21 protein-coding genes are annotated in these 24738 nt (G+C 72.7%); 10 read left to right on the top strand and 11 right to left on the bottom strand.

The features are described from left to right. Positions 1-2 precede the first annotated feature (2 nt). Positions 3-740: a succinate dehydrogenase/fumarate reductase iron-sulfur subunit gene (locus IEZ08_RS12620; RefSeq protein ID WP_068927072.1), complete on the top strand. Its 738-nt coding sequence runs from the start codon at positions 3-5 to the stop codon at positions 738-740. 104 nt (positions 741-844) lie between these two features. On the opposite strand, the gene IEZ08_RS12615 is transcribed toward IEZ08_RS12620, so the two are convergent. From IEZ08_RS12615 to IEZ08_RS12605, 3 genes are all read right to left on the bottom strand, one after another. Next, positions 845-1753 carry a helix-turn-helix domain-containing protein gene (locus IEZ08_RS12615; RefSeq protein ID WP_068927070.1) on the bottom strand — a complete coding sequence of 303 codons (909 nt, stop codon included), beginning with the start codon at positions 1751-1753 and terminating at the stop codon, positions 845-847. A 74-nt stretch (positions 1754-1827) separates the two neighbouring features. Further along, positions 1828-2388 carry a Clp protease N-terminal domain-containing protein gene (locus tag IEZ08_RS12610; RefSeq protein WP_068927068.1) on the bottom strand — a complete coding sequence of 187 codons (561 nt, stop codon included), beginning with the start codon at positions 2386-2388 and terminating at the stop codon, positions 1828-1830. Positions 2389-2390: 2 nt separating this feature from the next. Next, on the bottom strand, positions 2391-2624 hold the full coding sequence (locus IEZ08_RS12605; protein ID WP_068927066.1) for an RNA polymerase subunit sigma-70: 234 nt from the start codon (positions 2622-2624) through the stop codon (positions 2391-2393). Between the two features lie 102 nt (positions 2625-2726). On the opposite strand from IEZ08_RS12605, the gene IEZ08_RS12600 reads away from it, so the two are divergent. Beyond that, positions 2727-4430, top strand: a complete 1704-nt coding sequence (locus IEZ08_RS12600) for an ABC transporter ATP-binding protein (protein ID WP_189242176.1) — start codon at positions 2727-2729, stop codon at positions 4428-4430. Positions 4431-4435: 5 nt separating this feature from the next. Next, positions 4436-6181 carry an ABC transporter ATP-binding protein gene (locus tag IEZ08_RS12595; protein WP_189242175.1) on the top strand — a complete coding sequence of 582 codons (1746 nt, stop codon included), beginning with the start codon at positions 4436-4438 and terminating at the stop codon, positions 6179-6181. 3 nt (positions 6182-6184) lie between these two features. Here IEZ08_RS12595 and IEZ08_RS12590 read toward each other — a convergent pair whose 3' ends face one another. Further along, a complete protein-coding gene (locus tag IEZ08_RS12590; protein WP_189242174.1) occupies positions 6185-8278 on the bottom strand; it encodes a S9 family peptidase in 2094 nt (697 codons plus the stop codon). Positions 8279-8337: 59 nt separating this feature from the next. Between IEZ08_RS12590 and mshB the strand changes: the two genes are divergently transcribed. From mshB to IEZ08_RS12570, 4 genes are read left to right on the top strand one after another with little or no spacing between them, the layout of a single operon-like run. Further along, a complete protein-coding gene (gene mshB / locus IEZ08_RS12585) occupies positions 8338-9243 on the top strand; it encodes an N-acetyl-1-D-myo-inositol-2-amino-2-deoxy-alpha-D-glucopyranoside deacetylase (RefSeq protein ID WP_189242173.1) in 906 nt (301 codons plus the stop codon). An 11-nt stretch (positions 9244-9254) separates the two neighbouring features. Next, on the top strand, positions 9255-9734 hold the full coding sequence (locus IEZ08_RS12580; RefSeq protein WP_068927057.1) for a DUF6113 family protein: 480 nt from the start codon (positions 9255-9257) through the stop codon (positions 9732-9734). Positions 9735-9752: 18 nt separating this feature from the next. Beyond that, a complete protein-coding gene (locus IEZ08_RS12575) occupies positions 9753-10250 on the top strand; it encodes a flavin reductase family protein (protein WP_229803071.1) in 498 nt (165 codons plus the stop codon). Positions 10251-10264: 14 nt separating this feature from the next. Then, entirely contained in the window at positions 10265-10711 is a 447-nt protein-coding gene (locus tag IEZ08_RS12570; RefSeq protein ID WP_068927053.1) for a hypothetical protein, read from the top strand. Between the two features lie 23 nt (positions 10712-10734). Here IEZ08_RS12570 and IEZ08_RS12565 read toward each other — a convergent pair whose 3' ends face one another. Further along, positions 10735-13281, bottom strand: coding sequence for a penicillin acylase family protein (locus tag IEZ08_RS12565; RefSeq protein WP_189242172.1), 2547 nt, complete (start codon positions 13279-13281; stop codon positions 10735-10737). Positions 13282-13391: 110 nt separating this feature from the next. On the opposite strand from IEZ08_RS12565, the gene rraA reads away from it, so the two are divergent. Next, the gene (rraA, locus tag IEZ08_RS12560) at positions 13392-13868 is read left to right on the top strand and encodes a ribonuclease E activity regulator RraA (protein WP_189242171.1); all 477 of its coding nucleotides are present in this window, start codon (positions 13392-13394) and stop codon (positions 13866-13868) included. Positions 13869-13880: 12 nt separating this feature from the next. On the opposite strand, the gene IEZ08_RS12555 is transcribed toward rraA, so the two are convergent. From IEZ08_RS12555 to IEZ08_RS12545, 3 genes are all read right to left on the bottom strand, one after another. Beyond that, positions 13881-15281, bottom strand: coding sequence for an ATP-binding protein (locus tag IEZ08_RS12555; RefSeq protein ID WP_068927047.1), 1401 nt, complete (start codon positions 15279-15281; stop codon positions 13881-13883). Positions 15282-15366: 85 nt separating this feature from the next. Then, positions 15367-15846, bottom strand: coding sequence for a GNAT family N-acetyltransferase (locus tag IEZ08_RS12550; protein WP_141704248.1), 480 nt, complete (start codon positions 15844-15846; stop codon positions 15367-15369). 30 nt (positions 15847-15876) lie between these two features. Beyond that, positions 15877-16698, bottom strand: coding sequence for a hypothetical protein (locus IEZ08_RS12545; RefSeq protein ID WP_068927043.1), 822 nt, complete (start codon positions 16696-16698; stop codon positions 15877-15879). Positions 16699-16830: 132 nt separating this feature from the next. Between IEZ08_RS12545 and IEZ08_RS12540 the strand changes: the two genes are divergently transcribed. Next, complete coding sequence (locus IEZ08_RS12540; RefSeq protein WP_068927041.1) at positions 16831-17463, top strand: maleylpyruvate isomerase family mycothiol-dependent enzyme; 633 nt, start codon at positions 16831-16833, stop codon at positions 17461-17463. Next, the gene (locus IEZ08_RS12535) at positions 17460-18269 is read left to right on the top strand and encodes a class I SAM-dependent methyltransferase (RefSeq protein ID WP_203863363.1); all 810 of its coding nucleotides are present in this window, start codon (positions 17460-17462) and stop codon (positions 18267-18269) included. Before IEZ08_RS12540 ends, IEZ08_RS12535 begins: the two co-directional genes overlap by 4 nt. Positions 18270-18367: 98 nt before the next feature. Here the strand turns inward: IEZ08_RS12535 and IEZ08_RS12530 are convergent, their stop codons facing one another. From IEZ08_RS12530 to IEZ08_RS12520, 3 genes are read right to left on the bottom strand one after another with little or no spacing between them, the layout of a single operon-like run. Next, on the bottom strand, positions 18368-20215 hold the full coding sequence (locus IEZ08_RS12530) for a sigma factor-like helix-turn-helix DNA-binding protein (protein ID WP_068927039.1): 1848 nt from the start codon (positions 20213-20215) through the stop codon (positions 18368-18370). A 49-nt stretch (positions 20216-20264) separates the two neighbouring features. After that, the gene (locus tag IEZ08_RS12525; RefSeq protein ID WP_068927037.1) at positions 20265-22370 is read right to left on the bottom strand and encodes a UvrD-helicase domain-containing protein; all 2106 of its coding nucleotides are present in this window, start codon (positions 22368-22370) and stop codon (positions 20265-20267) included. Positions 22371-22373: 3 nt separating this feature from the next. Continuing rightward, positions 22374-24638 carry a hypothetical protein gene (locus tag IEZ08_RS12520; protein ID WP_176728606.1) on the bottom strand — a complete coding sequence of 755 codons (2265 nt, stop codon included), beginning with the start codon at positions 24636-24638 and terminating at the stop codon, positions 22374-22376. Between the last annotated feature and the right edge of the window lie 100 nt (positions 24639-24738).

Genomic DNA, 24738 nt, shown 5'->3' with positions numbered 1-24738 from the left:
GTATGAACCTCACTCTCAAGGTCTGGCGCCAGAACGGCCCCCAGGACAAGGGCCGTATGGTCACCTACCGGGTCGAGGACGTGTCCCCGGACATGTCCTTCCTGGAGATGCTGGACGTGCTCAACGAGCGGCTCATCCTGGAGGGCGACGACCCGATCGCCTTCGACCACGACTGCCGCGAGGGCATCTGCGGCATGTGCGGCATGGTCATCAACGGTGTCGCCCACGGTGAGCAGGTGGCCACCACCACCTGCCAGCTCCACATGCGGCACTTCGAGGACAACGCGGTCATCACCATCGAGCCGTGGCGCGCCGCGCCGTTCCCGGTGGTCAAGGACCTGGTCGTGGACCGCTCGGCGTTCGACCGGATCATCCAGGCGGGCGGTTTCATCTCCGTCCCGGCCGGTTCGGCCCCGGACGCGCACAGCGTCCCGGTGAAGAAGGTCGACGCCGACGCGGCGTTCGACGCGGCCACCTGCATCGGCTGCGGCGCGTGCGTCGCCGCCTGCCCCAACGGCTCGGCCTCCCTCTTCACCGCCGCAAAGATCACCCACCTGTCCCTGCTCCCCCAGGGCCAGCCCGAGCGCGACTCCCGCGCCAAGGCCATGGTCGAGCAGATGGACGCCGAGGGCTTCGGCGGCTGCACCAACACCGGTGAGTGCACGGCAGTCTGCCCCAAGGGCATCCCGCTGGACACCATCGCCCGGATGAACCGCGACTACCTCAGGGCGTCGAAGTGACCCGGAGGCCGTAGGGTCTTCCTGCCGGGGATTGTCCCCGGCGCCAGGTGCGGGCCGTACCTTCGTGGGGAGGTACGGCCCGCAGCCGTTTCCCGGCCCGCGGTTCAGGAATGGGCGCGCAGGGCGGCGGCGAACCACTCGAAGGCGGCGGCGGCCGGCAGGAACGGCTCGCAGCCATTGAGGATGCCCATCAGCTGCCAGTAACGCTCCACCCGCCGGTCGGTGAACATCTCGATCTCCTCCGCCCGCCGGACGCGTTCCTCGGCCGGCGTGTCCGGGGCGATGATCCGTTCCAGGACCGCGCGGCCCTCGGCGCCGTCCGGGGCGATACCCGCCCTCACCGCGCCCCCGGCGTGCTCGACGATCGGCGCGGAGTCGTACGGCTCCCGTTCCTCCCCTCCGGCCGCGCCCGCCACCGCCATCTGGCGCACCCGCTGCCGGAAGCCCTCATCGGCCAGCAGCCCGGTGAGCTCGATCCAGGCGTCCACCTGCTCGGGAGCGGGTTCGTCGGGCAGCTCGGCCGGGAGTCTCCGCATCGCCTGAGCGATGCGGGCTCCCGGCGCGTCGGGGTCGATGCCCTCGAAGGCGCGGTCGACGAAGTCGTCGATGAGGCGCTGCCGCTCCTGAGCGGACAGCCGGGCCATCTCGTGCATGAGTCTGATCTCCTCGGTTGTGCTTCCACGCTGGGCGATCGACCGCAGCACCGCGCGGCGCAGCCGCAGGACGCGGATCTCCGCGTCCAGGGCGTCCGCGTGCGTCCTGGCGACATCGGTCACCGTGGCCTGCCCGGCCAGGACCCGCTGGACCGTGTCCAGGCCGAGCCCCAGCTCACGCAGGGTCCGGACCAGGTCCAGGCGGGCCACGGCCGCGGCGTCGTAGAGCCGGTGGCCGCCGGTCGAGCGGCGCGCCGGCGGCAGGAGGCCGGTGTCGGACCAGAAGCGGATGGTGCGCACCGCCAGGCCGGTGTGATGGGAGAGCTGCCCGATGGTGAACAGCTCGGTGCGGTCGGTCACGAGGCGATCCTCAATCCTCCAGTCACTGGAGGTTCAAACCGTTTTCTACCCTGCCGTACGGCCCGCCCGCCGGGTCAGGCCATCTCGGTGACGACCTCCTGACGCAGGATCTCCAGGTCCACGTCGATCTGGGACAGGACGCGGTGGGCCGGGCCGGGGCCGGCGCGCAGGACGCCCAGCAGGAGGTGGCCGTCGGAGATGTGGTTGTGCTTCAGGTGGACGGCCTCGCGCAGGGACAGCTCCAGGGCTTTCTTCGCCGGGCCGGTGAAGGCGACGTGCCGCCCGCTGAAGAGGCGGCCCTGGCGGTCGCGCTGCGGCGGCCGGTCCAGGGAGCCGGGACCGAAGGCGGCCTCGACCCGCTCCCGGATGGCGGACAGGTCGATGCCGATCGCCTCCAGGGCGTCGGCGTCGAGCCGGTCGCCCGCGTGCGGCGGGATCATGTCGAACACGGCCCGGTAGGCCCGTTCGTGGTCCAGGCCGTGGCGGGCCAGCACCCGGGCCGCGACGCTGTCCGGCTGGTCGAGCAGGCCGAGCACGAGATGCTCGCTCCCGACGAAGTGGTGGTTGAGCCGCCGGGCGTTCTCCTGGGCGAGCTTGACGGCCTGGCGGGCGTCCCGTGTGAACCGCTCGAACATGACTATTTCTCCCTCCTCAGGAGCCCCCGGCCCCCCGCGTACTTCTTGTGCACCGCCTGCCGGGAGACCTCCAGGCAGTGGGCGATCTCCTGCCAGGACCAGCCCTGCTCGCGCGCGTTCTCGACCTGGAGGGCCTCCAGGCGCTCGACCAGCATCCGCAGGGCCCGCACGGCCCGCAGGCCGACGGCGGGGTCGCGGCTGCCGGCGTCGGAGGCCAGTTGCGCCGTATCGCTCATGCTGTCAATCTATGTTGACGCCAGCGAGATGTCAACGAGAGTTGACGGAGGCCGGAAAATGGTTTGCCTGACCAGGGCGGACCTTGCCAGCCTGGAACGGTTATGCGTTCCTTACCTGTCGCCGACCCCGGCACCCCCGACGCCCGATCGCCGATCCGCTACCTGCTCTGGGTCGCCCGCCGCCAGGCGGGTCCCCTGGCCGTCGGCATCGGCTACGCCATCGTGTGGTGGATCGCGATGGCGCTGGTGCCCATCGCGGTCGGCGCGGGGATCGACGCCATCCGGGCCGAGGACACCTCGGCGCTGCTGATCTGCGGCGCGGTGGTGCTGGCCCTGGGCACCGTGCAGGCGGTGGCGGGCACCATGCGGCACCGGATGGCCGTCTTCAACTGGCTGAGCGCCGCCTACCGGACCGTCCAGGTCATCGCCAGGCAGGCGACCCGGCTGGGCGCGACGCTGCCCAAGCGCGTGTCCACCGGCGAGGTGGTCAGCGTCGGCAACTCCGACATCGCCCACATCGGCAACGCGCTGGACATCCTGCTCCGCGCCGTCGGCTCGGTCTTCGCCATCGTCACGGTGACCGTCATCCTGATCAGGACCTCCGTGCCGCTGGGCCTGACGGTCCTGGTCGGCGTGCCGATCATGACGGTCGCCGTCGCGCCGCTGCTGCGTCCGCTCCACCGGCGCCAGCACGAGCACCGCGACCTGCAGGGCGAGCTCTCCACCCGGGCCGCCGACATCGTCGCCGGCCTGCGGGTGCTGCGCGGCGTCGGCGGCGGCGAGCAGGTCTTCGCCGACCGATACGCGGGGGAGTCGCAGAAGGTGCGGCATGCCGGCGTGCGGGTGGCCTCGGTGCAGTCGGTGCTGGAGGGCGCGCAGATCCTGCTGCCCGGCCTCCTGATCGCCGGGGTCACCTGGCTGGGCGCGACCTTCGCCCTCCGGGACGAGATCACCACCGGCGACCTCGTCGCCTTCTACGGCGCCGCCGTCTTCCTGATCGCCCCGATGCGGACCCTCACCGAGGCGGCCGACAAGCTGGCCAAGGGGCACGTCGCCGCCGGCCGGGTGGTGCGGATCCTGAACCTGGAACCCGAGGTGGCCGGCGGGACCGGTGACTCCGGCGCCGCCTGCCAGGGGGGCCTGCTGCGCGACGTGGCCTCCGGGGTCGCGGTCCGTCCCGGGATCTTCACCGCCGTCGCGGCGGCCTCTCCCGAGGAGTCCATCGCCATCGCCGACCGGCTCGGCCGCTACACCGACGGCGACGTGGACTTCGGCGACGTGCCGCTGGACAGGCTGCCGCTGGCCGAGGTCCGCCGCCGGATCCTGGTGGCCGACAACGGCGCCGCGCTGTTCGCCGGGCGGCTCCGGGACGAGCTGGACACCACCGGCAAGGCGTCGGAGGAGGATCTCGCCGCCGCGCTGCACACCGCGTGCGCCGAGGACATCATCGGCGCTCTGCCGGACGGCCTGGACAGCGAGGTCGCCGAGGCCGGCCGGGAGTTCTCCGGCGGACAGCAGCAGCGGCTCCGGCTCGCCCGCGCCCTGACGGCCGATCCGGAGGTGCTCATCCTGGTCGAGCCCACCAGCGCCGTCGACGCCCACAGCGAGGCCCGCATCGCCGACCGGCTGGCCAAGGCCCGGTCCGGCCGGACCACGCTGGTCTGCACCACCAGCCCGCTGGTGCTCGACCGGGCCGACCACGTGATCTACGTCGAGGAGGGGGTCGTGCGGGCCCGTGGCACCCACCGGGAGCTGCTGGCCACCGCGCCCGCCTACGCCGCCACCGTCACCCGAGAGGAGGGCTGAGCCGGATGAGCAGGAAGATCCTGCCGGTCGCCGACCAGGCACAGGTCCGGGCCTACGCCCGGCGGCTCACGCTGAGGTATCCGCGGGAGCTGGCGGTGACGCTGACCCTGCACGGTCTGGCCGCCGTCGCCGGCCTGACGGTGCCGTGGCTGCTGGGCGGGCTCGTCCACGACATCGAGAAGGGCGTCCGGGTCGACGTCGCGGCGGTCGCGCTGGCCGTCGCGGGGTTCCTGACCCTCCAGGCCCTGCTGGTCAGGTTCGCCGTCCTGACCTCCTCCCGGCTGGGCGAGAAGGTCCTCGCCGAGCTGCGCGAGGAGTTCGTCGGCCGGGTGCTCGGCCTGCCGCTGTCCACGGTCGAGCGCGCCGGGTCGGGCGACCTGATCAGCCGGACCTCGCGGGACGTGGACGCGCTGTCGCGGACCGTGCGGTACGCCGTGCCCGAGACGCTGATCGCGATGGTCACCATCACGATCAGCGTCGGCGCGCTCGTACTGGCGGGCCCGCTGCTGATGCTGCTCGCGCTCTCGTCGGCCCCGCTGCTGTGGTTCACCACCCGGTGGTACCTCAGGCGGGCGACGGCCGGCTACCTCCGCGAGAGCGCCGCCTACGCGGACATGACCGACGGCCTGGCCGAGACGGTCAACGGCGCCCGCACGGTCGAGGCGCTGGGCCTGCAGGAGCGCCGCCACCGGCGTACCGACACCGACATCGCCCGCTCGTGGGCGGCCGAGCGCTACACGCTCGGCCTGCGCACGGTCTGGTTCCCGGCGGTGGACTTCAGCTACGTGATCCCCATCGCCGTCACGCTGGTCGCCGGCGGCCTGCTCTACATCGAGGAGTGGGTCTCGCTGGCCCAGATCACGATGGTCGTGCTCTACGTGCAGCAGCTCGCCGACCCGCTCGACCGGCTGCTCATGTGGATCGACGAGCTCCAGGTCGGCGGGGCCTCGATGGCCCGCCTGCTGGGCGTGGCAGAGGTGCCCGACGACCGCGAGGCCGGCTCCGGCGTCCCCGACGGGGAGGAGCTGCGGGCCGACGGCGTGCGCTACGCCTACCGCGAGGGCCACGACGTGCTGCACGGCATCGACCTGACGGTCCGGCCGGGGGAGCGGCTGGCCATGGTCGGCCCGTCCGGCGCGGGCAAGTCCACGCTCGGCCGCCTGCTGGCGGGCGTCCACGGCCCGCGCGAGGGCGCGGTCACGGTCGGCGGCACCCCGCTCGTCGAACTCCCCCTGGACGACCTGCGCGGCCACGTCGCCCTGGTGACCCAGGAACACCACGTGTTCCGGGGCACGCTCCGCGACAACGTGCTGATCGCCCGCCCGGACGCCGACGACGCCCGGGTCCGGGAGTGCCTTGAGGCGGTCGACGCCTGGGAGTGGGTCGAGACCCTGCCCCACGGTCTGGACACCGTCGTCGGCTCGGGCGGGGAGACCCTCTCCCCGGCCCAGGCGCAGCAGCTCGCGCTCGCCCGCCTGGTCCTGGCCGACCCGCACACGCTGGTCCTCGACGAGGCCACCTCGCTGATCGACCCCAGGGCCGCCCGCGACCTGGAGCGCTCGCTGGCGGCGGTCCTCGACGGCCGCACCGTGATCGCCATCGCGCACCGCCTCTACACGGCGCACGACGCCGACCGGGTCGCGGTGGTCGAGGACGGCCGGATCAGCGAGCTGGGCTCCCACGACGAGCTCGTCGCCGCGGGAGGTTCCTACGCCGCCCTGTGGAGCAGCTGGCACGGCACGTCCCGGTAGGCCTCAGCCGAGATCTTCCGTGATCCCCAGGGACCTCTTGAGGAAGTCGACCTGGAGCAGCAGCAGGTTCTCGGCCACGACCTCCTGCGGGGTCATGTGGGTGACGCCGGACAGCGGGAGCACGCTGTGCTGGCGGCCCTCGGCCAGCAGCGCCGACGACAGCCGCAACGTGTGCGCGGCGACCACGTTGTCGTCGGCCAGGCCGTGGATGAGCAGGAGCGGGCGGTCGAGCTTGCCCGCGTCGCCGAACAGCGACGAGGCGTCGTAGTGGCCCTCGTCGGGGTGGCCGAGGTAGCGCTCGGTGTAGCAGGTGTCGTACAGGCGCCAGTCGGTCACCGGCGCCCCGGCCACCGCGGCGTGGAACACGTCGGGGCGGCGGAGCACCGCCAGGGCCGCCAGGTAGCCGCCGAAGGACCAGCCGCGGATGCCGACCCGGGACAGGTCGAGGTCGTCGGGGTACTGGGCGGCGACCGCGTGCAGGGCGTCCACCTGGTCCTCCAGGACCGGGGTGGCCAGGTCGTGCAGGATGGCCCGCTCGAAGGCCGGGCCGCGGCCCGGGGTGCCCCGGCCGTCGGCGACGACCACCGCGAAGCCCTGGTCGGCGAACCACTGGCTGGTCAGGAAGGCGCCGGAGGCGGCCAGGACGCGCTGGGCGTGCGGCCCGCCGTACGGGTCCATCAGGACCGGTAGCCGCGCGGAGCCGGGCACGTGGCCGGAGGGGAGGATCACCGCGGTGGACAGCTCGCGCTCGCCCGCGCGGATGAGGGAGACCCGCAGGTCCAGCCCGGGACGCTCGGCGTGGGAGGAGATGTGGCCGCGCGGCGCGCCGTGGTGGGAGACCTGCACCGTGGTGCCCTCGCTGCCGAGGGTCTGCGCGGTGACCAGGAGGGTGCCGCCCGCGGTGCGGCCGTTGTAGACGCCGCTCTCGGCCGGGCTGACCAGGGTGATGCCGCCGTCGCGGTAGGCCCACAGGGCGATCTCGGCGGGGTCGCCGCCGCTGGCCCGGAAGAGCACCGCGTCGCCCTCGACGTCGAGGACGTCGCGGACCTGGAGGGTGGGCGGGGTGACCGGCGCGTCACCGATGATCAGGCGGCGTCCGCCGTCGGCGTCCGCGACCCAGACGAGGGTGCCGTCGGACAGGTGACCGGGAACGCCGGTGACGACCTCCACCCAGGCGTCGTCGGTGTCCCGGCGGACGAGAGCGGTCGCGCCCGTCGCGGGGTCCACCCGGAACAGGCTCATCGAGCGCTGGTCGCGCGACATGGTGACGATCAGCAGGTCGTGGGCGTCCCAGCGGGCCGTGACGAGGTACTCGTCGGTGAAGGGGACGGGCACGCGCGAGCCGTCCAGGCCCAGCACGAAGAGCTCGACCACGGCGTTGGGCGTGCCCGCGGCGGGGTAGCGCTGCTCGGTGGCGGGCCGGTCCGGGTTGGCCGGGTCGGCGATGAACCACGTGCGCACCGGGGACTCGTCGGCCCGCTCGACCAGCACCGCGTCGCCCGAGGGGGACCACCAGTAGCCCCGCATGCGGCCCATCTCCTCGGCCGCGACGAACTCCGCCAGGCCGTAGGTCACCTCGGGAGCCTCCGGGGTCGCCAGCGCGCGGCCGGCCCCGTCACCGGGGCCGCCGTCGAGGTCCTGGACGTGGAACGCGCCACCCGTCACGTAGCCGACGTGGCCGCCGGTGGGGGAGAGGCGCGGATCGATCACCGGGCCGGGCGTGGCGAGCCGGCGCGTGTCCCCGGTGCGCAGGTCGGCGACGTAGAGCGCGCCGGACAGGGCGAAGGCGGCCGTGGTCACCGCGCTGTCGGTGCTGTAGCCGACGATGCCGCCGGCCTGCTCCCGGCTGCGCTCGCGGCGGGCGCGCTCCTCGGGCGGGAGGTTCTCCTCGTCGGCGTCCAGCGTGCGCGGGTCGACGACCAGGCGCTCCCGGCCGCTCGCGACGTCGAACTCCCACAGGCAGGTGACGGCGTCCGAGCCGCCCTTCGTCCGCAGGAAGAGGATCCGGGAGCCGTCGGGCGCGATCGTGAAACCACGCGGCACTCCCAGGGTGAAACGGCGGGTCCTGGCGTGCAGACGAGGGAAGCTCTCACTCATGGCACCATCCTGCCAGGTCTGTGGGGGCGGCCGGATGAGCCGCCGATACGCTCTGGCACATGAATGATCGGCGTCTGTTGCTCGTGCACGCCCACCCCGACGACGAGACCATCGGCACCGGGGCGACCATGGCCAAGTACGCGGCCGAGGGCGCCCGGGTCACCCTCGTCACCTGCACGCTCGGCGAGGAGGGAGAGGTCATCCCGGCGGAGCTGGCGCACCTGACCGCCGACCGCGACGACACCCTGGGCCGGCACCGCGTCGGCGAGCTCGCCGCGGCCTGCGCGGCGCTCGGCGTCACCGATCACCGCTTCCTGGGAGGTCCCGGCCGCTGGCGCGACTCCGGCATGATGGGCGCCGCCTCCAACGGCCGGCCGGACGCCTTCTGGCAGGCCGATCTCGACGAGGCCGCGGGGGAGCTGGTCAAGGTGATCCGCGAGGTACGGCCCCAGGTCCTGGTCACCTACGACGAGAACGGCTTCTACGGCCACCCCGACCACATCCAGGCCCACCGCGTCTCCCGGCGGGCCTTCGAACTGGCCGCGGACCCGGCGTTCGGCGAGGGCGAGCCGTGGCGGGTCGCCAAGTTCTACTTCACCGCGATGACCAGGTCGTCGATACGCCAGGCCACCGAGGCGATGCGCGAGGCGGGGGTCGGGTTCCTCATCGAGGACGTCGACGATCTGCCGTACGGCTGCGCGGACGAGGACGTCACCACCGAGATCGACGCCCGCGAGCACGTCGGCGCGAAGCTGGAGGCGATGCGCGCGCACGCCACCCAGATCAGCGTGGACGCGCCCTGGTTCGCCCTGTCCAACAACGTCGGCCAGCAGGCGCTCGGAGTCGAGCACTTCATCCTCCGCGCCGGTGTGCCCGGCCCGGCGGGGAAGGGAGCGCCGGTCGAGGCGGGCGGCATCGGCGAGCCGTACGACCGCGAAGACGATCTGTTCGCCGGGATCGGATAGCCTCGGTGAATGTGACAGAGCAGGTCCCGGGGCAGATCCCCGGGTACGCCCGGGGACGGGTCCGCGGCGCGGAGCGGGGCCCGGCGGCCCTCACCGTCCTGACGTACGCCGTGCTCGCCCTGTTCGGCGTCCTGGCGGGCCTGCTCGGCGGCTTCCACCACTCGTGGTACATCCGGCCCGTCCCGGTCTCGGCCGTCGGCTGGGTCGCCCTGCTCTTCGCGGTCTGCTACGGCGCGGGGCGGATGATGGGCGGCAAGGCGCCCGCGCTGACGCCCGCGGTGGGCTGGCTCCTGGCCACCATGCTCTGGCTGGCCGAGCGCCCGGAGGGTGACGTGATCATCGCCAACGACGTCTCCGGGTACGTCTACCTCTACGGGAGCGTGCTCTCGATCTTGGCGGGCGTCCTGCTCGTCCCCTCCGGGGGCGGCGGGTCGTGGCTCCTCACCGGGCGGTCGTACGGCCTGGGGCGGGTGAAGCCCGATCCGTCCTGATTGCATAGGGTGGCCTCCGTGCAGTCAGAGGAACGGGTCGATCGCGACGCCTACCGCAGGGCGGTGGGGCGTTTCGCGACCGGCGTCGCGATCGTCACCACCCGGCTCGGCGGGACCGACTACGCGATGACCGTCAACTCCTTCGCCTCGGTCTCCCTCGACCCCCTGCTCGCACTGTTCTGCGTGGAGAAGATCGCCCGCTTCCACGGCGCCGTGCTCTCGGCCGGGGTGTGGGGGGTGTCGGTCCTGCGGGACACCGCCGAGGACGCCTCCCGCTTCTTCGCCCACCGGGGCCGTCCCATCGAGGGCCGGCTCAAGGGACACCCGCACCACCACGGCCGGCTCGGCGTCGCGCTGTTCGACGACGCCCTGGCCACCGTCGAGTGCCGGACGGCCGCGGTCCACGACGGCGGCGACCACTCGATCGTCGTCGGTGAGGTGGTCGCGGTGGCGACTCCGGCCGACGGCTCGCCCCTGCTCTACCACGAGGGCCGCTACCGTCGGCTGTCGGGATAGCCCACAATCACCGTATGCGGCGATGGCACCGGATGCGGCGGACGATCAACTACGTGAACCTGTCCACGCCCCTGGGGCTGCTGGTGGCCCGCCTCGGCCGCGCGCGGGTGACGCCGGGGCCCGACGGGCTGATCCTGGCGCACGGCTACCGCATCCCGTTCCCGGTCGCGGGGGCGTTCACCGTCGGCAACGTGGTCCTGACCCGGCACGATGAGGCGGAGGGCTACCTCAGCGGCGCCCTGCTCCGCCACGAGGACCGGCACGCCTCGCAGTACGCCGTCTGCGTGGGCCCCGTGATGCTCCCGCTCTACGTCGTCGCGGTGATCGTCTCGATGCTGGTCTGCGGGAACCAGGCGTCGTGGAACGTCTTCGAGCGGCTGGCGAACCTGGAGGACGGGAACTACCCGCGCGTCCCGCCGTGGTGGGTCAGGGCGGCGCGGAGGCGCTCCGGCGGGGAGTGACTCCCGGCCGTCTCTTCGGGGCCTCACGGGACGAGCGTCAGCGTGTTCGCCGCCGCCTTCCGCACCGACTCCTCGCGGGCGTGCATCGGGGTGGTCCGCCCGCTCGCCCACAGCGGCGCCTGGTCGGCGTAGTTGGCGTGGAAGGCGTGCCCGGACGCGCCGGTCAGGTTGATCCACTGGGACCTGTCGGGGTCGGCCAGGTCGACGACCATCCGCATGGACGGCAGCCAGCCCACCGCGTAGTCCTCCTGCACGTCCCAGCCGGCGGCGTTGACCGCGTCGTCGTTTCCGGCCACCGGGAGCGGTTCCCGGTTGAACAGCCACTCGATCGGGGCGACGCCCGAGGAACCCAGCGACTGGTGGGTCGGCTTCAGGGCGTGCAGGTCGCCCCAGCGCCAGTCCCGGGGGTCCGGGCCGAGACGCTCGTTCAGCTCGTCGTAGGCCAGGCCCATGGCCCGGCGCAGGATGTCGTCCCGGCCCTCCTTGACGCCGTCCGTGGTGACGTCGTCCCAGAACGGGTCGCCGGGCCGCTCCAGCATCGCGCGGACCACCTCGAACCACCGGTCGCCGCCTCCCGGCCGGGCGCCCTCGGGCAGGTCGTCGTTGAAGGCCGCGATGAGCAGGTGCCGCCAGACGGCGTTGAAGTACATCGCCGGGGCGGAGTCCGCCCGCTGGGAGCCGTCCCACCCGCGCAGCAGCTCGCGGGCCTGCTTCGCGGGACCGGCCACGTCCAGGTCCATCAGCTTCGGCACCAGGAACCGGGCGAAGCCGTTGTGGGTGTCCTGCTGCAGGGCGCTCATCGCGGCGGCGTCCACCTTGCCCTCCTTCAGCGCCGCGGTCAGGCGGTCCCGGATGCGCTGGGAGCGGTAGCCGTACGCCCAGTCCCGGGTGAGCAGGTGCGGGTAGACGGCCGGGTCGGCGACCGCGTTGTTGGCGGTCACGATGTAGCCCTCCGGCGGGTTGTAGAGGCTGGGCAGCTCGTCGAAGGGGATCGTGCCCTTCCAGTCGTACTCGCCGGTCCAGCCGGGCACCGGCCAGGTTCCGTCGCCGCGGGCGCGGACGGGGATCCGGCCGGGCGCCTGGTAGCCGATGTTGCCCTCGGTGTCGGCGTAGACGATGTTCTGCGCGGGCACCTGGAACTTGGCGGCCGCCGCGCGGAACTCCTGCCAGTTCTGCGCCGTGTTGAGGGCGAAGATCGCATCCGCGGTCGGGCCGGGCTCCAGCGCGGTCCACCGGAGCGCGACCGCGTCGGCCTGCTCACCCGCGGTCCTCGTCGCGCCGGGCAGCGCCTCGCGCACGTCCGTCATGACGTCGGAGATGATCGGCCCGTGCGTGGTCTCCCGGACCTGCAGGCGGACCGGTTCGCCCCCGGCCACCTGGATCGTCTCGGTCCGGGTGGTGAGCGGTTTCCACTCGCCCCTCAGCAGGTGGGAGCCGTCCTTGATCTTCTCCAGGTACAGGTCGGCGACGTCGGGACCGAGGTTGGTGAAGCCCCAGGCGATCTTCCCGTTGTGCCCGATGATCACGCCGGGCACTCCGGAGAAGGTGAACCCCGTGACGTCGAAGGGGCAGGCGGCGCTCTTCGTACGGCAGTGCAGCCCCGCCTGGTACCAGACCGAGGGCAGGGCGGCCGACAGGTGCGGGTCGTTGGCCAGCAGCGGCTTGCCGGAGGCCGTGTGCTCGCCGCTCACCACCCAGGAATTGGAGCCGATGCCGTTCCCGCCCGCGGGGTCGCCCATCAGGCTCGGCACGGCCCGCAGGGCCCGCGAGGCGCGGGTCAGCACGTCGGCGTCGAGACGCGTGGCGTTCTCGTTCTCCCGCTCGCGCTCCTCGCGCGGGTCGGCGTCCTGGTCGAACTTCCCGCCGGAGACCGCGCCCCGGGTCACGATCGGCCGGTTGGTGCCGAAGGGGTACTCCGGCCAGAGCTGCTCCACCCGCTCGGCGGGCAGCTTCGTCGCCGCGAGCGCCCGGCTGATCTCGTCGGACATGTTGGAGCGCAGGTCCCAGGCCATGGCCTTGAGCCAGGAGAGGGAGTCGGCCGGGGTCCAGGGCTCGGGCTGGTAGCCGGAGTTGGTCAGCTTCAGGACCGCGTACTCCAGGCTCCTGTCCGCCGCCCCCCGGCGGCTCTCCAGCCAGGCGTTCACGCCCGCGGCGTAGGAGTCGAGGGCGTGCCTGGTCTGCTCGGTCAGCATCGGCAGCTCCTGCTCGGCCACCCTCCGCCAGCCCATGGTCCGGATGACCTTGTCCTCGACGAGCGTCGAGGAGCCGAACATCTCCGAGAGCCGCCCGGCGGTCAGGTGCCGCCGGAAGTCCATCTCGAAGAACCGGTCCTGGGCGTGGACGTATCCCTGGGCGAGGAGGAGGTCCTCCGAGGAGTCCGCATAAATGTGCGGGATGCCGTTTTTATCACGGTATACAGTGACTTTTCCGGCCAGGCCGGCGACCTTGAGCTCGCCCGAGAGCTGGGGGAAGGACGCCCGCACGTTCCACACGACCACCCCGCCGAGAGCCAGCCCGAGCACCACGATGACGGTGACCGCCCGCGCGAGCCACTTCAGCGATCGGGGCATCCAGGCATACGGCCGGAACCTCACAAAGACCTCCTAGGTGACATGTCCCAGCAAGTCTGTCAGCCCCCCGACGTAGGGGCGCCATTGTCGTATCCGCCAGAATTCGGCGCATGGAGTTCACGACCGCCGATCTCATCGACGCCCACGGCGACATCCTGGCGAGCTGCGTGACGCAGTTCCGCTCGTACGGCCTGCGCCCCCGCTTCGCCGGCCCCATCGCCACCATCCGCTGCCTGGAGGACAACGCCCTGGTCAAGCAGGTTCTGGCGACGCCGGGACAGGGCCGGGTCCTGGTCGTGGACGGCGCGGGCTCGTTGCGCACCGCCCTGATGGGCGACCTGATCGCCGCCTCCGCCGTCGCCTCGGGCTGGTCCGGCGTCGTGATCAACGGGGCGGTCCGGGACACCGCGGCCTTCGCCACTCTCGACCTGGGGATCAAGGCCCTCGGCTCCAACCCCCGCAAGAGCGCCAAGGACGGCGCCGGCGAGATCGACGTCCCCGTCACCTTCGGCGAGGTCACCTTCGCCCCGGGCTCCTGGCTCTACAGCGACGAGGACGGCATCGTCGTCGCCCCGCACGCCCTCTGACGCGTCCGCCGGTCAGGTGAGGTCCGAGGCGAAGATGTCGGTGGCCGTGACGGTGAGAATCTCGGGAGAGGCGTTGACGATCGACTCGCGGGCGCAGACGGCATAGGTGAGATCGTCTGGGGCCGCGGTCAACTCGGTTGTCTTGGCGGCGAGCTTGCGGCAGAGCCGTGCCGCGTCCACCTCGCGAGCCCACTTGGACTCACCTACCATGACGGGCACCTTCGTACGGTTGCGCCGCCCGATGACCACCGCGTCGATCTGATCCTGCCCATCGGTGCGCCACCACGGGCCCACCGCGACGACGGACGGGCCCAGACGCCCGGCCACTGCCAGGCGTCTGAGGTGCTCCCGGAAAGCCTCCTCGTACACCGCCCCCATGTGGTCGTCCAGATCGGAGACGATCTCGCCGACGATGGCAGGGCCGAGTCCACGCTCAATCTCGGCTCGATAGCTTTCGAGCACACCCAGATAGAAGGCGAGGAAGTTGTCGGCGATGCGGTAGATCCTCTTACGGCTGCGCCGGGGGTCTTCGGTCACTGGAATCTGACGTTCCACCAGCCGCATCTGGATGAGCCGGTCCAGAGTACGGCTCGGTTCCGTCTTGATCGCGTCAGCGATCTCCTGGTGCTTGGTCTTGCCGGAGGCGATGGCGAAGAGCACCACGGCGGGAAGGCTGCCGGCCTCGGCTTCGGAATTGACCACCCGGTCACCTTCGGTGAGCAGTATGGAGCCCGGACGACAGGCGAGTCGCCGGAGGTTGTCGGTCACCGACGCGTCCTGGTCCCACCATTCGAGATACTGCGGCATTCCGCCGACGATTCCGTAGACCAGCGCGCGCTCCGCGGGCCGGAGCCCGGGCAGCATCGCTGCGGCCTCGTGCGGGCGGAAAGGGTGGAGCAGCAGGGTCAGGTCGAACCGTCCGTAGAGCGGCTCCCGGTAGTCCTGGATGGCCTCCATCGTGCGTACCGACGATCCGCATATCAGGATGCGCAACTGTGTCTTCCCGCGTGACCGGTCGAGGAACGCCCGGAGGATTCCCGGCAGCGCCGGAGATATGGCGATCAGCTCAGGGAACTCGTCGAGGACCAGCAGGAGCGGTTCGTCGCGGGCTGCGAGGGCGAGTTCCTCCAGCAGGTCCTCCCAGCGTTCGTACGGCCGCGTGCGCAGGTCGCGTCCGGAGATCGAGACGGTGGCCGCCATCCGGTTGGAGAGCTCCGCCAGTTCGTCCAGGACGGGGCGCCGCGCCGCCGTGTGGAAGACGACACGTCGTCCGGCGGCGAAGTGTTCGATGAGGGCGGTTTTGCCGACACGACGGCGACCCCATACCAGCCCGGGACGTGGGAAAGGGCTCTCCCACCAGTGTTCCAGCGCCTCCAGCTCCGCTGCGCGACCGACAAAACGTTGAGAGGCCATAACTCAAACTAACATGCCACGTAACTTACGTCAGAGGTAAGTAGCATCAAATGTAAGTCACGTGGCTCGTAAGTTAAGTGCCGCGTCAGATGAGGGCCGTCTCCCGGACCACCGCGTGCATCCCGAAGCCGTTGCGCTCGAAGAAGCGGGACGCCCCCTCGTTGCCCGCGTACGCGGTCACCCCGGCGTACTGCGCGCCGTTCTCGCGGGCCCAGGCCCGGAACTCCGCCACCAGCCGGGCGCCGATCTTCTGGCCGCGGTAGGCGGGCCGGACGTAGACGCTGCCGAGGGTGGCCACCACGACCGGGCGCATCGGGGTGGGACCGGACACCGAACCGGTCAGGTGGCCGATGACCTGCCCGCCGTCGTCGGCCACCAGCACCAGGCGGCCGGGGTCGCCGATGGCCTCGGCGAACTTCGCCGCGCCGTACTCCCGGGGCCAGTTCACGTTCAGCGCCGGGTCGCGGGCGCCCGCGTCCTCGGCGAACAGCGCCGCACTGCAGGCCACCACACCGTCCAGATCCCGCGCCTGCGCCCGCCGCACGGCGACACCGTTCTCACTCATGATCGCGACGCTATCGGGCGGCACCGACATTTAACCGGCCGGGGGGCGGCCGATCTCCGAGGGGAGGGCCAGGGCGAGGATCTGGTCGAGGTGGAGGAACGCCTCGAAGCGGGAGCCGGGGGCGAGTGACTCGTCCCGTTCCAGCTCGTCCATGAGCCGCAGGGCGAGCGGGGTGGCGAGATCGTCGTCGAGGGCGCCCTCGATCGCGGCGACCCGGTCGGCGGGCATCGGGGCGCTCGGCGCCTCCGACCACGTCGCGACCCGGGAACGCCAGAGCCGCAGGGTCCCGTCGGCGGCGCGCAGGGCGTCCCAGGTGAGCTCCGCGTCCTCGCGGTAGCGGTGTCCCAGCAGCGCCAGCCGTACGGCCAGCGGATCCAGGTCCGCCTCCGCGACGTCCCGGAGCCGTACGGAACCGGATCCGTCCTGCCCGGGGAGGAGCTCCCGGCCCTCGAAGGACAGCCGCCCGCTCCCGGTCCACCGGGCGGTCCCCGGCACGCCCGGATCGAGGACGATCAGTCCGGGAGGCGTGCCCGGCTCGGTCACCCCGGGGGCAGATCCGGACAACAGCGCCATCGCCTCATCCACCGGCAGCGAGCGGTCCGGAGGCCGGACGTTCAGCGCAGGCAGGTCGTCGGCGAACGCCTCCCCGTCGGTCACGTGGCAGGTCAGCACCCGCACCCGGCGCCGTCCAGCGAGCCGCCCGACCAGGTCGGCCAGCAGGAACGACCGGAGGTCCCCCAGGTGGAGCCGGTGCCCGGCGGGCGGGCCGAAGGCGTACAGCCGCAGGGAACGGGCGCCCTCCGGCACGACCGGCTCGGCCCGCCGCCGCACCGCGTCATGGAGCCGCAACATGCCCCGAGCCTAACGGGAGGGTGATCAGAGGGCCGAAAAAATTCTCGGGGACGGTGTCCATCCAGCCGGGCCCGGTTCGTAGTGATGCTGTACGGCGCCACGCCGGTGCGGACATGACACGGAGGACCGACCATGGACAGCAACACGATCATGACCTGGCTGACCGCCGAGCGCCTGAGCCTCGCCGACTTCCTGGACGAGCTGGAACCGCACGAGTGGGCGGCGGACTCGCTGTGCCCCGGTTGGACGGTCCATGACGTGGCCGCCCACCTGACGCTGTCCACCCGCACCACCCTGCTGGGTACGATCACGGGCATGATCAGAGCGCGGGGTGACTGGGACCGGATGACCTCCACCGCCGCCCGGCAGCGGGCTGCCCGGTACCGGCCCGCGGAGTTCATCGAGCAGGTGCGCGCGACGGCGGGCTCGGACCACCGCGCGCCCGGCGCCGGTCCGCTGGACCCGCTGGTCGACGCGCTGGTGCACGGGCAGGACATCGCCCGCCCGCTGGGCCGTACCCGGGAGATGCCCACACAGCAGGCCGCCGCCGCCCTCGACCACGTCCGCGTCAGCCTCTTCTACGGCGCCCGACGCCGTTTCGAGGGCATGCGGCTGGTCGCGACCGACCTGGACTGGTCCGCGGGCGAAGGACCGGACGAGATCCGCGGCCCGGTGGGCGACCTGCTCCTGCTGGCGACCGGCCGCGCCGCCGGGCTCGCCGGACTGTCCGGACGAGGCGCGGAAAGGATCGCGGCCACGCTGTGAACGACCAGGCTGTGAACGACCGCCTCGAACGCATCGCCGCCGGCTGGGACGGAGCTGCGGAGGGGTACGACGCCTACTTCGTCCCCCGCTTCGCCCCCTGGGTGACCGCTGCGGTGCAGGCTGTCGAAATCGACGACACCCGCTCCGGCCCGGTCCTGGTGCCCTGCTGCGGGACGTTCCCCGAGCTGGACGCCCTGATCGAGCTCTTCCCCGATCGTGAGATCGTCGGCATCGACCTGTCCGCGGAGATGGTCCGGCGCGCACGCCTGCGGGCGGGCGACCGGCCCGGCGTCACCGTCGTCGAGGGGGACGCCTCAACCCTCGACCCGCGCTGGACGGGCAACTGCGCCGCCGTGGTCTCCGTGTTCGGCCTCCAGCAGCTTCCCCGGCCGGAGCACGCCATCACGTCATGGCTGGCCGCACTCGGCCCCGGGGGAGTGCTCTCCGTCGTCTACTGGCCGGACGTCACCGAGTCCGACGGGCCGTTCGCCCGGATGGACGCGGTGGTCCGCCGGCACGTGCCGGCCGGGGACAGCGCATGGGAGGACGAGCTCGTGCCCACGCTGCGCGCGCAGGGCGCGGTCATCGAACGGGACGACCGTCCATCCCACCCGATGTCCCATCCCGACGCGCCGGCCTTCTTCGACGCCTACGTCCGGTCAGGGCCGTTGAGCGCTCTCGCCATCGCCCGCGGGGACACCTTCGTGGCCGGCCTCCGCGCGGAGTTCCTGCGGGGCGCCCCACAGGGCCGGTGGGACCACCGCCCCCGCGCCCGCCACATCGTCGCCCGGCAAAGCACTCCCTGAACCCGGAAAGACGAGCACGGACACACTCGGCACCCCATCCGGCGCCACCGTCCCGTACGGCGCGCCACCATCTCGTGCGGGGTTCGGGGTACGTACGGTCAGGCGGTTCCCTCCAGGTAGGCGAGGATGTCGCGGTCGCCGCGGTCGCGCAGGCGGGCCAGGACCTCCTCGCGGGCGGCGCCCTCGGGCAGGCCGATCCGGGTGCCGATCAGCCGCAGGGCCTCGGCCTCGGAGGCGACCGGGGCGGTGTAGCCGATCAGGTGCAGGGCCCGGTTCAGGCCGGGGATGCCGGGCAGCGCCGCGGGCAGGTAGCGGGTGAGCAGCTCGCCGCCGTCGGAGACCGTCAGGAAGACGTGGTCGCCCTCGGCGGCGTTGGAGGAGGCCAGGATCGGGCGGATGGAGCCCATGGTCGGCTGGTTGTGCCAGCTGATCACCACATCGCCCGCCGGGGTGGAGGCGGTGAGCTGGCCGCCGGGGGCCATACCGAGGTAGGCGGCGAAACCGGTGGGCAGCGGGGAGCCCGAGCCGCGCAGGTGCTCGGCGTTGACGTCCACCCGGTGCCACCAGCGGCCGTCGCGGCTGCGGAAACAGCGGCGGGTCGCCGAGACGTCCCGGCGCGGCTGGTAGTCGGCCGGCTCGGTCCCGGCCACCCGGATCCACCCGCGCTGGGTGCGCTCGAACCCGGGGCCGCCCGCGTAGGCGCGCACCGAGCTCTCGCTCACGTCGTAGCGGCCGGTCAGGCTGGCCACGATCGTGTTGACCGAGGCCTCGCCACCGGCCCGCTCGATCTCCCGGACGATCATCTCGCGGATGCCCAGGTACTGCTCGCCGCCCCAGCGGGTCAGGCCGTACTTGTTGCGGTCCAGGCGCAGGAACCGGTCGTCGGCGGTGAGCTGGTTGCGGATGCCCACCAGGCTGTAGTCCTCGCCGATGCGCTCCTGGATCTCCTCGGGCGTCAGCGCGTTGCCGGCCACCGCGAGCACGGCCTCCGCCTTGTCGTTGACGCTGCGCGGCCACGGCACCACGTGGTCCTCCAGGACCCGCAGCTGCGGCACGGAGACCAGCCAGCGCTCGGCCACGTCCTCGCGGATGCCGAGCTGGCTGACCAGCGTGATGGCCTCCGCCAGGGGACGCGGCCCGTCGGTGAACAGCTGCCGCGTCTTCTCCCGGAGCTCGTCGGCGCCGCCCGCGACCAGCCATCCGTCCACCTGCTCGTAGCCGGTCAGCAGGGTGCGCACGAACCGCCAGGCCGGGATGCCCAGCGTGGCCAGGTCGGTACGGTGCCAGGGCACCGCGGCGGCCAGGTCGTCGGCGGGCACGGCGGAGCCGAGCCGGCCCCGCAGCCACGACACGTGCGCCACCAGCGGGGCGGCCTCCGGGGTCGCCAGCCAGGCCTCGACGTGGTCGCGCAGGTCACGCTCGATCTGCCGGATGCGCTCGCGCGTCACCGAGAACCGCTGGGCCAGCTCGTCCAGCGTCACCCGCTGGGAGGCGTAGAGCCGGTCCCTGGCGATGGCGCGCTGCCGCTCGTCCAGAGCGGAGAAGACCCCGTCGATCAGGTCGGGCAGCGGCCGGTCCGGGCGGGTGGCGCGGCCCGGCGCGGCACCGTCCTCGGGAACGGGTTCGAGCAACCGCTGCAGCACGTCGGCGAAGAGCCGGTGCACCGCCTCCCGGCCGAGCGCCTCCGGCGTCTGCGCGCTCGCAGCCGGGTCGGAGAACCTGAGCAGGGGCAGGACGTCCCCGAGCACCAGATGACCCCAGCAGGCCAAGGCGAGGTCGGCGAGCCGACCGGCGACCTCGGAGGTCCCGATGGTGGAGCAGGCCCGCTCCAGCGGAATTGCCTGCCACCACGCCTCAGGAAGACGGGTGTCGGTTGCGATCGGCGCTACCTGGCCGGGAGAGGTCCAGCGCAGGGGTGGCGCGATGTCGCTCAGGCTGAGGTTCATTGGGGTCCAACCGGCAAAGGGGAATGTATCCGCAGTTCAGAGTATGTGGTCAGGTAGGGAGAAAGGGGCTTGCGCGACCGGAATAGGACACGTAGAGCAGCTCGTGAGCCCGCGTGCACGCTACGTAGAGAAGGCCGCGTTCGCGCTGGAGGTCGTGCGCCCGGGCCGCGGGATCCTCCTCGGCCGGGGTGAGTGACCCGGGAGCGGGAACGATTCCGTCGGCGACGCCGATCACGGCGGCCCGCCGGAACTCCAGACCTTTCATACCGTGAAGCGTGGTGACCCGCACCCCCGAATCACGCAGTGCGGCTCTGGCGTCCCGGACCAGTTCCGCGGTCCTGGCGGCCACCCCGACTTCCTCCGGGCGGACGCCGTCCTCCAGCCACTGCGAGACGTGCGTAACCAGACCGTTCAGCTCGTCCTCCGGCGAATCGTAGGCGCGGACCATCGGGCGCGGGCCGTGCCGCGTGGCGCGGAAACCGTACAACTCCTGAACCCCGGCCACCAGACCGTCGGCCGGTCCGCCCCCGCGCAGTCGTACCCCCCAGGAGAGGATCTCCTGCGGGAGCCGGTAGGACACCTGGAGCCGCCGCTGGATCGCGTCGATGCCCACCGAGCCGAGCGCCACCCGGGTGTCGAAGATCCGCTGGTGCGGGTCGCCCACGATGAACAGGTCGTCCGGCGCGTACGGCACCGCCGCGCGCAGCAGCCGCCACTGCGTGGGGTGCAGGTCCTGCGCCTCGTCCACCACGATGTGCCGGTACGGCTCCCGCCCGGGCTCCGCCTCCTCCAGCAGGTCCCCGGTGGACCGGCCGAGCAGGGTCGCCGCCTCGGCGGCCAGCTGGAGCAGGGTGCGCTTGCCCCGTTCGGCCAGGCGGCCGGTGACGTGCCCGACGGCCCGCCAGACGTCGGCGCGCTGTTCGGCGGAGAGCTCGACGGCGCGGCCGGGGCGCGGGACGGCCAGGTACTCGTCCAGGGTGCGGAGGTTCTGCGCGAGGATCACCTGCTCCCACTCGCGGAGCAGGAAGGCCGGGCCGTGATCGCTCTCCGCCTCCCGCCAGAGCGCGGTCAGCTCGGCGGCGCCGACGAGCACGGGAGAGCGCCCCTCGGCGTCGGAGACGATGCGGTGGGCGAGCCGGTCCACGTTGCCGACCTCGATCCGCTTGCGCACCACCTCGTCCTCGATCAGCAGGTCGAGCTTGGCGGAGAGATCGGAGATCAGCCCCTGGGAGAAGGTGACGAGCAGGACCTGGCCCGCCCCGCCCCGGGCCAGGTGGGCCGCGCGGTGCAGGGCGATGAGGGTCTTTCCGGTGCCGGCGCCGCCGGTGACCAGGACCGGCCGGTCGTAGGGGCCGCCGCGGGCCAGGCGGTGCTGCGGGGGGTGCAGGAACACGCACCACTCGGGCGCGTCCAGCACGTGGTTGAGCTCACGCGGGCCGTCGACGAAGACGGCGCGGTCCGGGCTGCGCAGGAGCGCGGTGGTCAGGTCGTCGGGGTCCACCACGGGCTCGACGGGCTCCGCGGACCCTCCGGACCCCGTGGGCTCCCCGTCTCCCGCGGCGGGGGTGACCGCGCGGCAGAGATCCAGCTCCCGCCAGGCCCCGGCCACCGACTCCCCCCGGGCCAGCGCGGCCAGCGGCGCGTACTGCGTCGGGGGCAGCAGCGGCTCCAGCGCCTCCAGGGTCAGCTCATCGGCGATCTGCCGCAGCAGGGGAAGGAAGCGGTGGTCGATGCCCAGCGAGGCCAGGTCGGTGTCGCAGATGTCGGCGAACAGCCGGGCCGTGCAGGCCCCGGCCGCCCTGCGGATCGCCGGCTCCACCCGCTCCAGCGCCGCCGCGTCCCACACCTCGACCACACCCAGCGCCCTGTTGACCCCGAACCGGTAACGCTGGGCGTAGGACCAGGCGTCGGCGTCCGACAGGACGGTCAGCAGCCAGTAGACGTCCCGCTGCCTGACCACGACGCCGCGGTACCGGTCGGCCAGGCGCAGCGTGGCGACCCGGTCGTCCCTGGCGCCCCTGACCCGCTCCGGATGCGGGGCGCCCGACACGTTCTGCAGAAACCGGCGCACGGAGGTCACCACATCCCGGCGCACCGGCGGGGCCAGGGCGCTGAGTTCGGCGGGGAACTCGGGGGAGAGGGCGAGTCGCGGCATCGGCTACGCCAGCAGGGAGTGCAGGTCGCGGTCCCCACGTTCGCGCAGGCGGGTGAGGAGGCCGGGCAGGCTCACCGGCCCGGCCATCCCGACCCGGGTGGCGATCACCCGCGCGGCGTGCTCGGCGTTCTCGTACGGAGCGGTGTAGCCCACCAGGCGCAGCGCCCGCATGATCGGCTCCACTCCCGGTCCGGCGGCGGGCAGGTGCCTGGCCCGCAGGACCCCACCCTCGGACAGCGTCAGGAACAGATGGCTTCCCTCCTTGGCGCCCGCGTCCCGCAGGAGGGGGCCGAGCGACTCCAGGACCGGCCGGTCCTGCCAGCTCAGGGTCAGCTCACCCGCCGCGCTGCTGACCGTTCGGCTGTCGCCGGGCCCCAGCCCCAGGTAGGCGGCGAACCCTCCGGGCAACGGGCACTCGGCGCCCTCGATGTGCTCGTCGGTGATGTCGATCCTCAGCCACCACCGGCCGTCGGGCTGCCGGAAGCAGCGCCGGGTGAGCGCCACGTCCTTGAGCGGGCGGACCGGGGACTTGATCTGGTCCGGTTCGCCTCCCGCCTCACCGGCGGGCGGCTCCGCCACGAACGGCCGGGCCAGCGCCGCGGCCGACGGGATGGGAGGCACGCCGCCGGAGATCTGGACGGCCTCGGGCGGGACCGGGGGAGCGCCGTTGGGCGCCTGGGCGGTCTCCGGCGGGCCGAGGGGCGTGCTGCTGGTGAACCACGCCGCGGTCTCGGGCGGGGCGGGGCGTGCGCTGCCGGAGGGCTGGGCCGCCGCGCCGTTCGTGCCGTTCGTGCTGCTCGTACCGTTTGTGCCGAGGATGCGGAGCTGGGGAACGTTCTCCAGCCACTCCTTGGCCACGTCGGGGTGGATACCGAGAGAGGAGACCAGTTCGAGGGCCTTGCTCACGGTCGTGGGACGCTCGGCCCCGCTGATCAGGTCGCGGGTACGGTGCCGCAGTTCCGCGATGTCGCCGTCCACCAGCCAGCCGTCGACCAGGTAGTAGTCGGGCAGGGTTCCCAGCACGAACTGCCAGGCGGGCACGTTGAGGGAGAGAAGTTCACGCGCGTGCCAGTCGGCCGCCTCGACCAGCCGCTTCTTGGGGGCGGCCTTGCCGAGACCCGTCCTGATCCGGGCCAGGTGCTCCCGGTACGGCGCCGCCGCGGCGGAGGCGAGCCAGCCGTCCAGCCGCCTGCGCAACCCGGCCTCGGCGTCCTGGATGACCTCGGGCTGGACCGCGAAGAGCTTGGCCAGCGCCTCCACGGCCGCCGGCTCGTCGCCGAACACCCGGTTCTGCGCGACGGCCCAGCTCAGGTCGTCCAGGCCGGTGAACACCGCGTCGATCAGGGCGTGCAGGTCCTGCGGGCCCTGCGCCTCCCGTGCCTCCACGCCGGTCGCGGCGCCGACGGCCTCCGGCTCGGGGGCCGCCTCGGACTCGGGCTCAGGCTTGGACTCGGGTTCGGGCTTGGACTCGGGCTCAGGCTTGGACTCGGGCTCAGGCTTGGACTCGGGCTCAGGCTTGGACTCGGGCTCAGGCTTGGACTCGGGTTCGGACTCGGGGTTGACGTCCTCGATCCGCAGCCCGGCCGTGGCGCTCTCCACCCCGGCCGCGGCGGGAGCCTCGGTTCCGGCGGCGGTGTCGGGTTCGGCCTCGGCCCCGGCTTCGGGGAAGGCCTCGGCGCCCGCCGGTGCGCTCGCCTTCACCTCCGTCTCAGAGACGGGCCGGTCCGCCGGAGCGGAGGACGCCACCGGCTCGGCGATGGCTGGCTCCGCGGCAGGGGAGGCTGCGGGCTCGGCGGCGAGGGGGGCTTCAGCCGTGGCGGAGGAGGTCACCGGCTCGGCGGGGGATGCGGTGCCGGGGGCCAGGCGGGTGAAGACGGCGCCGAAGAGCGTGTCGAGGAGGAGCCGGGTGTTGACGAAGGGCTGGTCGCGGAGGTCGTGGCCGGTGAGCGCGAGGAGCGCGGGCCAGGACCCTCCGACCCGGTCCAGGGCGATGGCCGTGCAGGGCTCGTCGAGCTCCGCGGCCTCGTCGGGGTCCAGGACGTACAGGGCGGGCAGGACGTCGCCCAGGCAGGCGGCGGGCCAGTGCGTCAGCGCGATCTCCGAGAGGGTCCCGGCGAGCCGCTCGGGCCCGAGCACGGCGAGCACCCGGGACAGCGGCAGGGCGCGCCACCAGGCGTCCGGGAGGCCGGGCTGGTCGCGCAGGACCGGGATCGTCGCCGCGTCGCTCCAGCGTAGCGGTGGCACGAGGTCACTCAGACAGAAGTTCATCCGTTCCTTCACCAGCCCCTCAAGCCGCCCAATCCACTCCTCATCGCTGGAGAGCGAGATTCATAGAACAGACCATAGTCTGGCAAATCACCCCAGCGCA

Source organism: Planobispora rosea (genome assembly GCF_014648175.1).
Classification (GTDB): domain Bacteria; phylum Actinomycetota; class Actinomycetes; order Streptosporangiales; family Streptosporangiaceae; genus Planobispora; species Planobispora rosea.
This window is presented reverse-complemented; position numbering and strand designations above follow the sequence as displayed.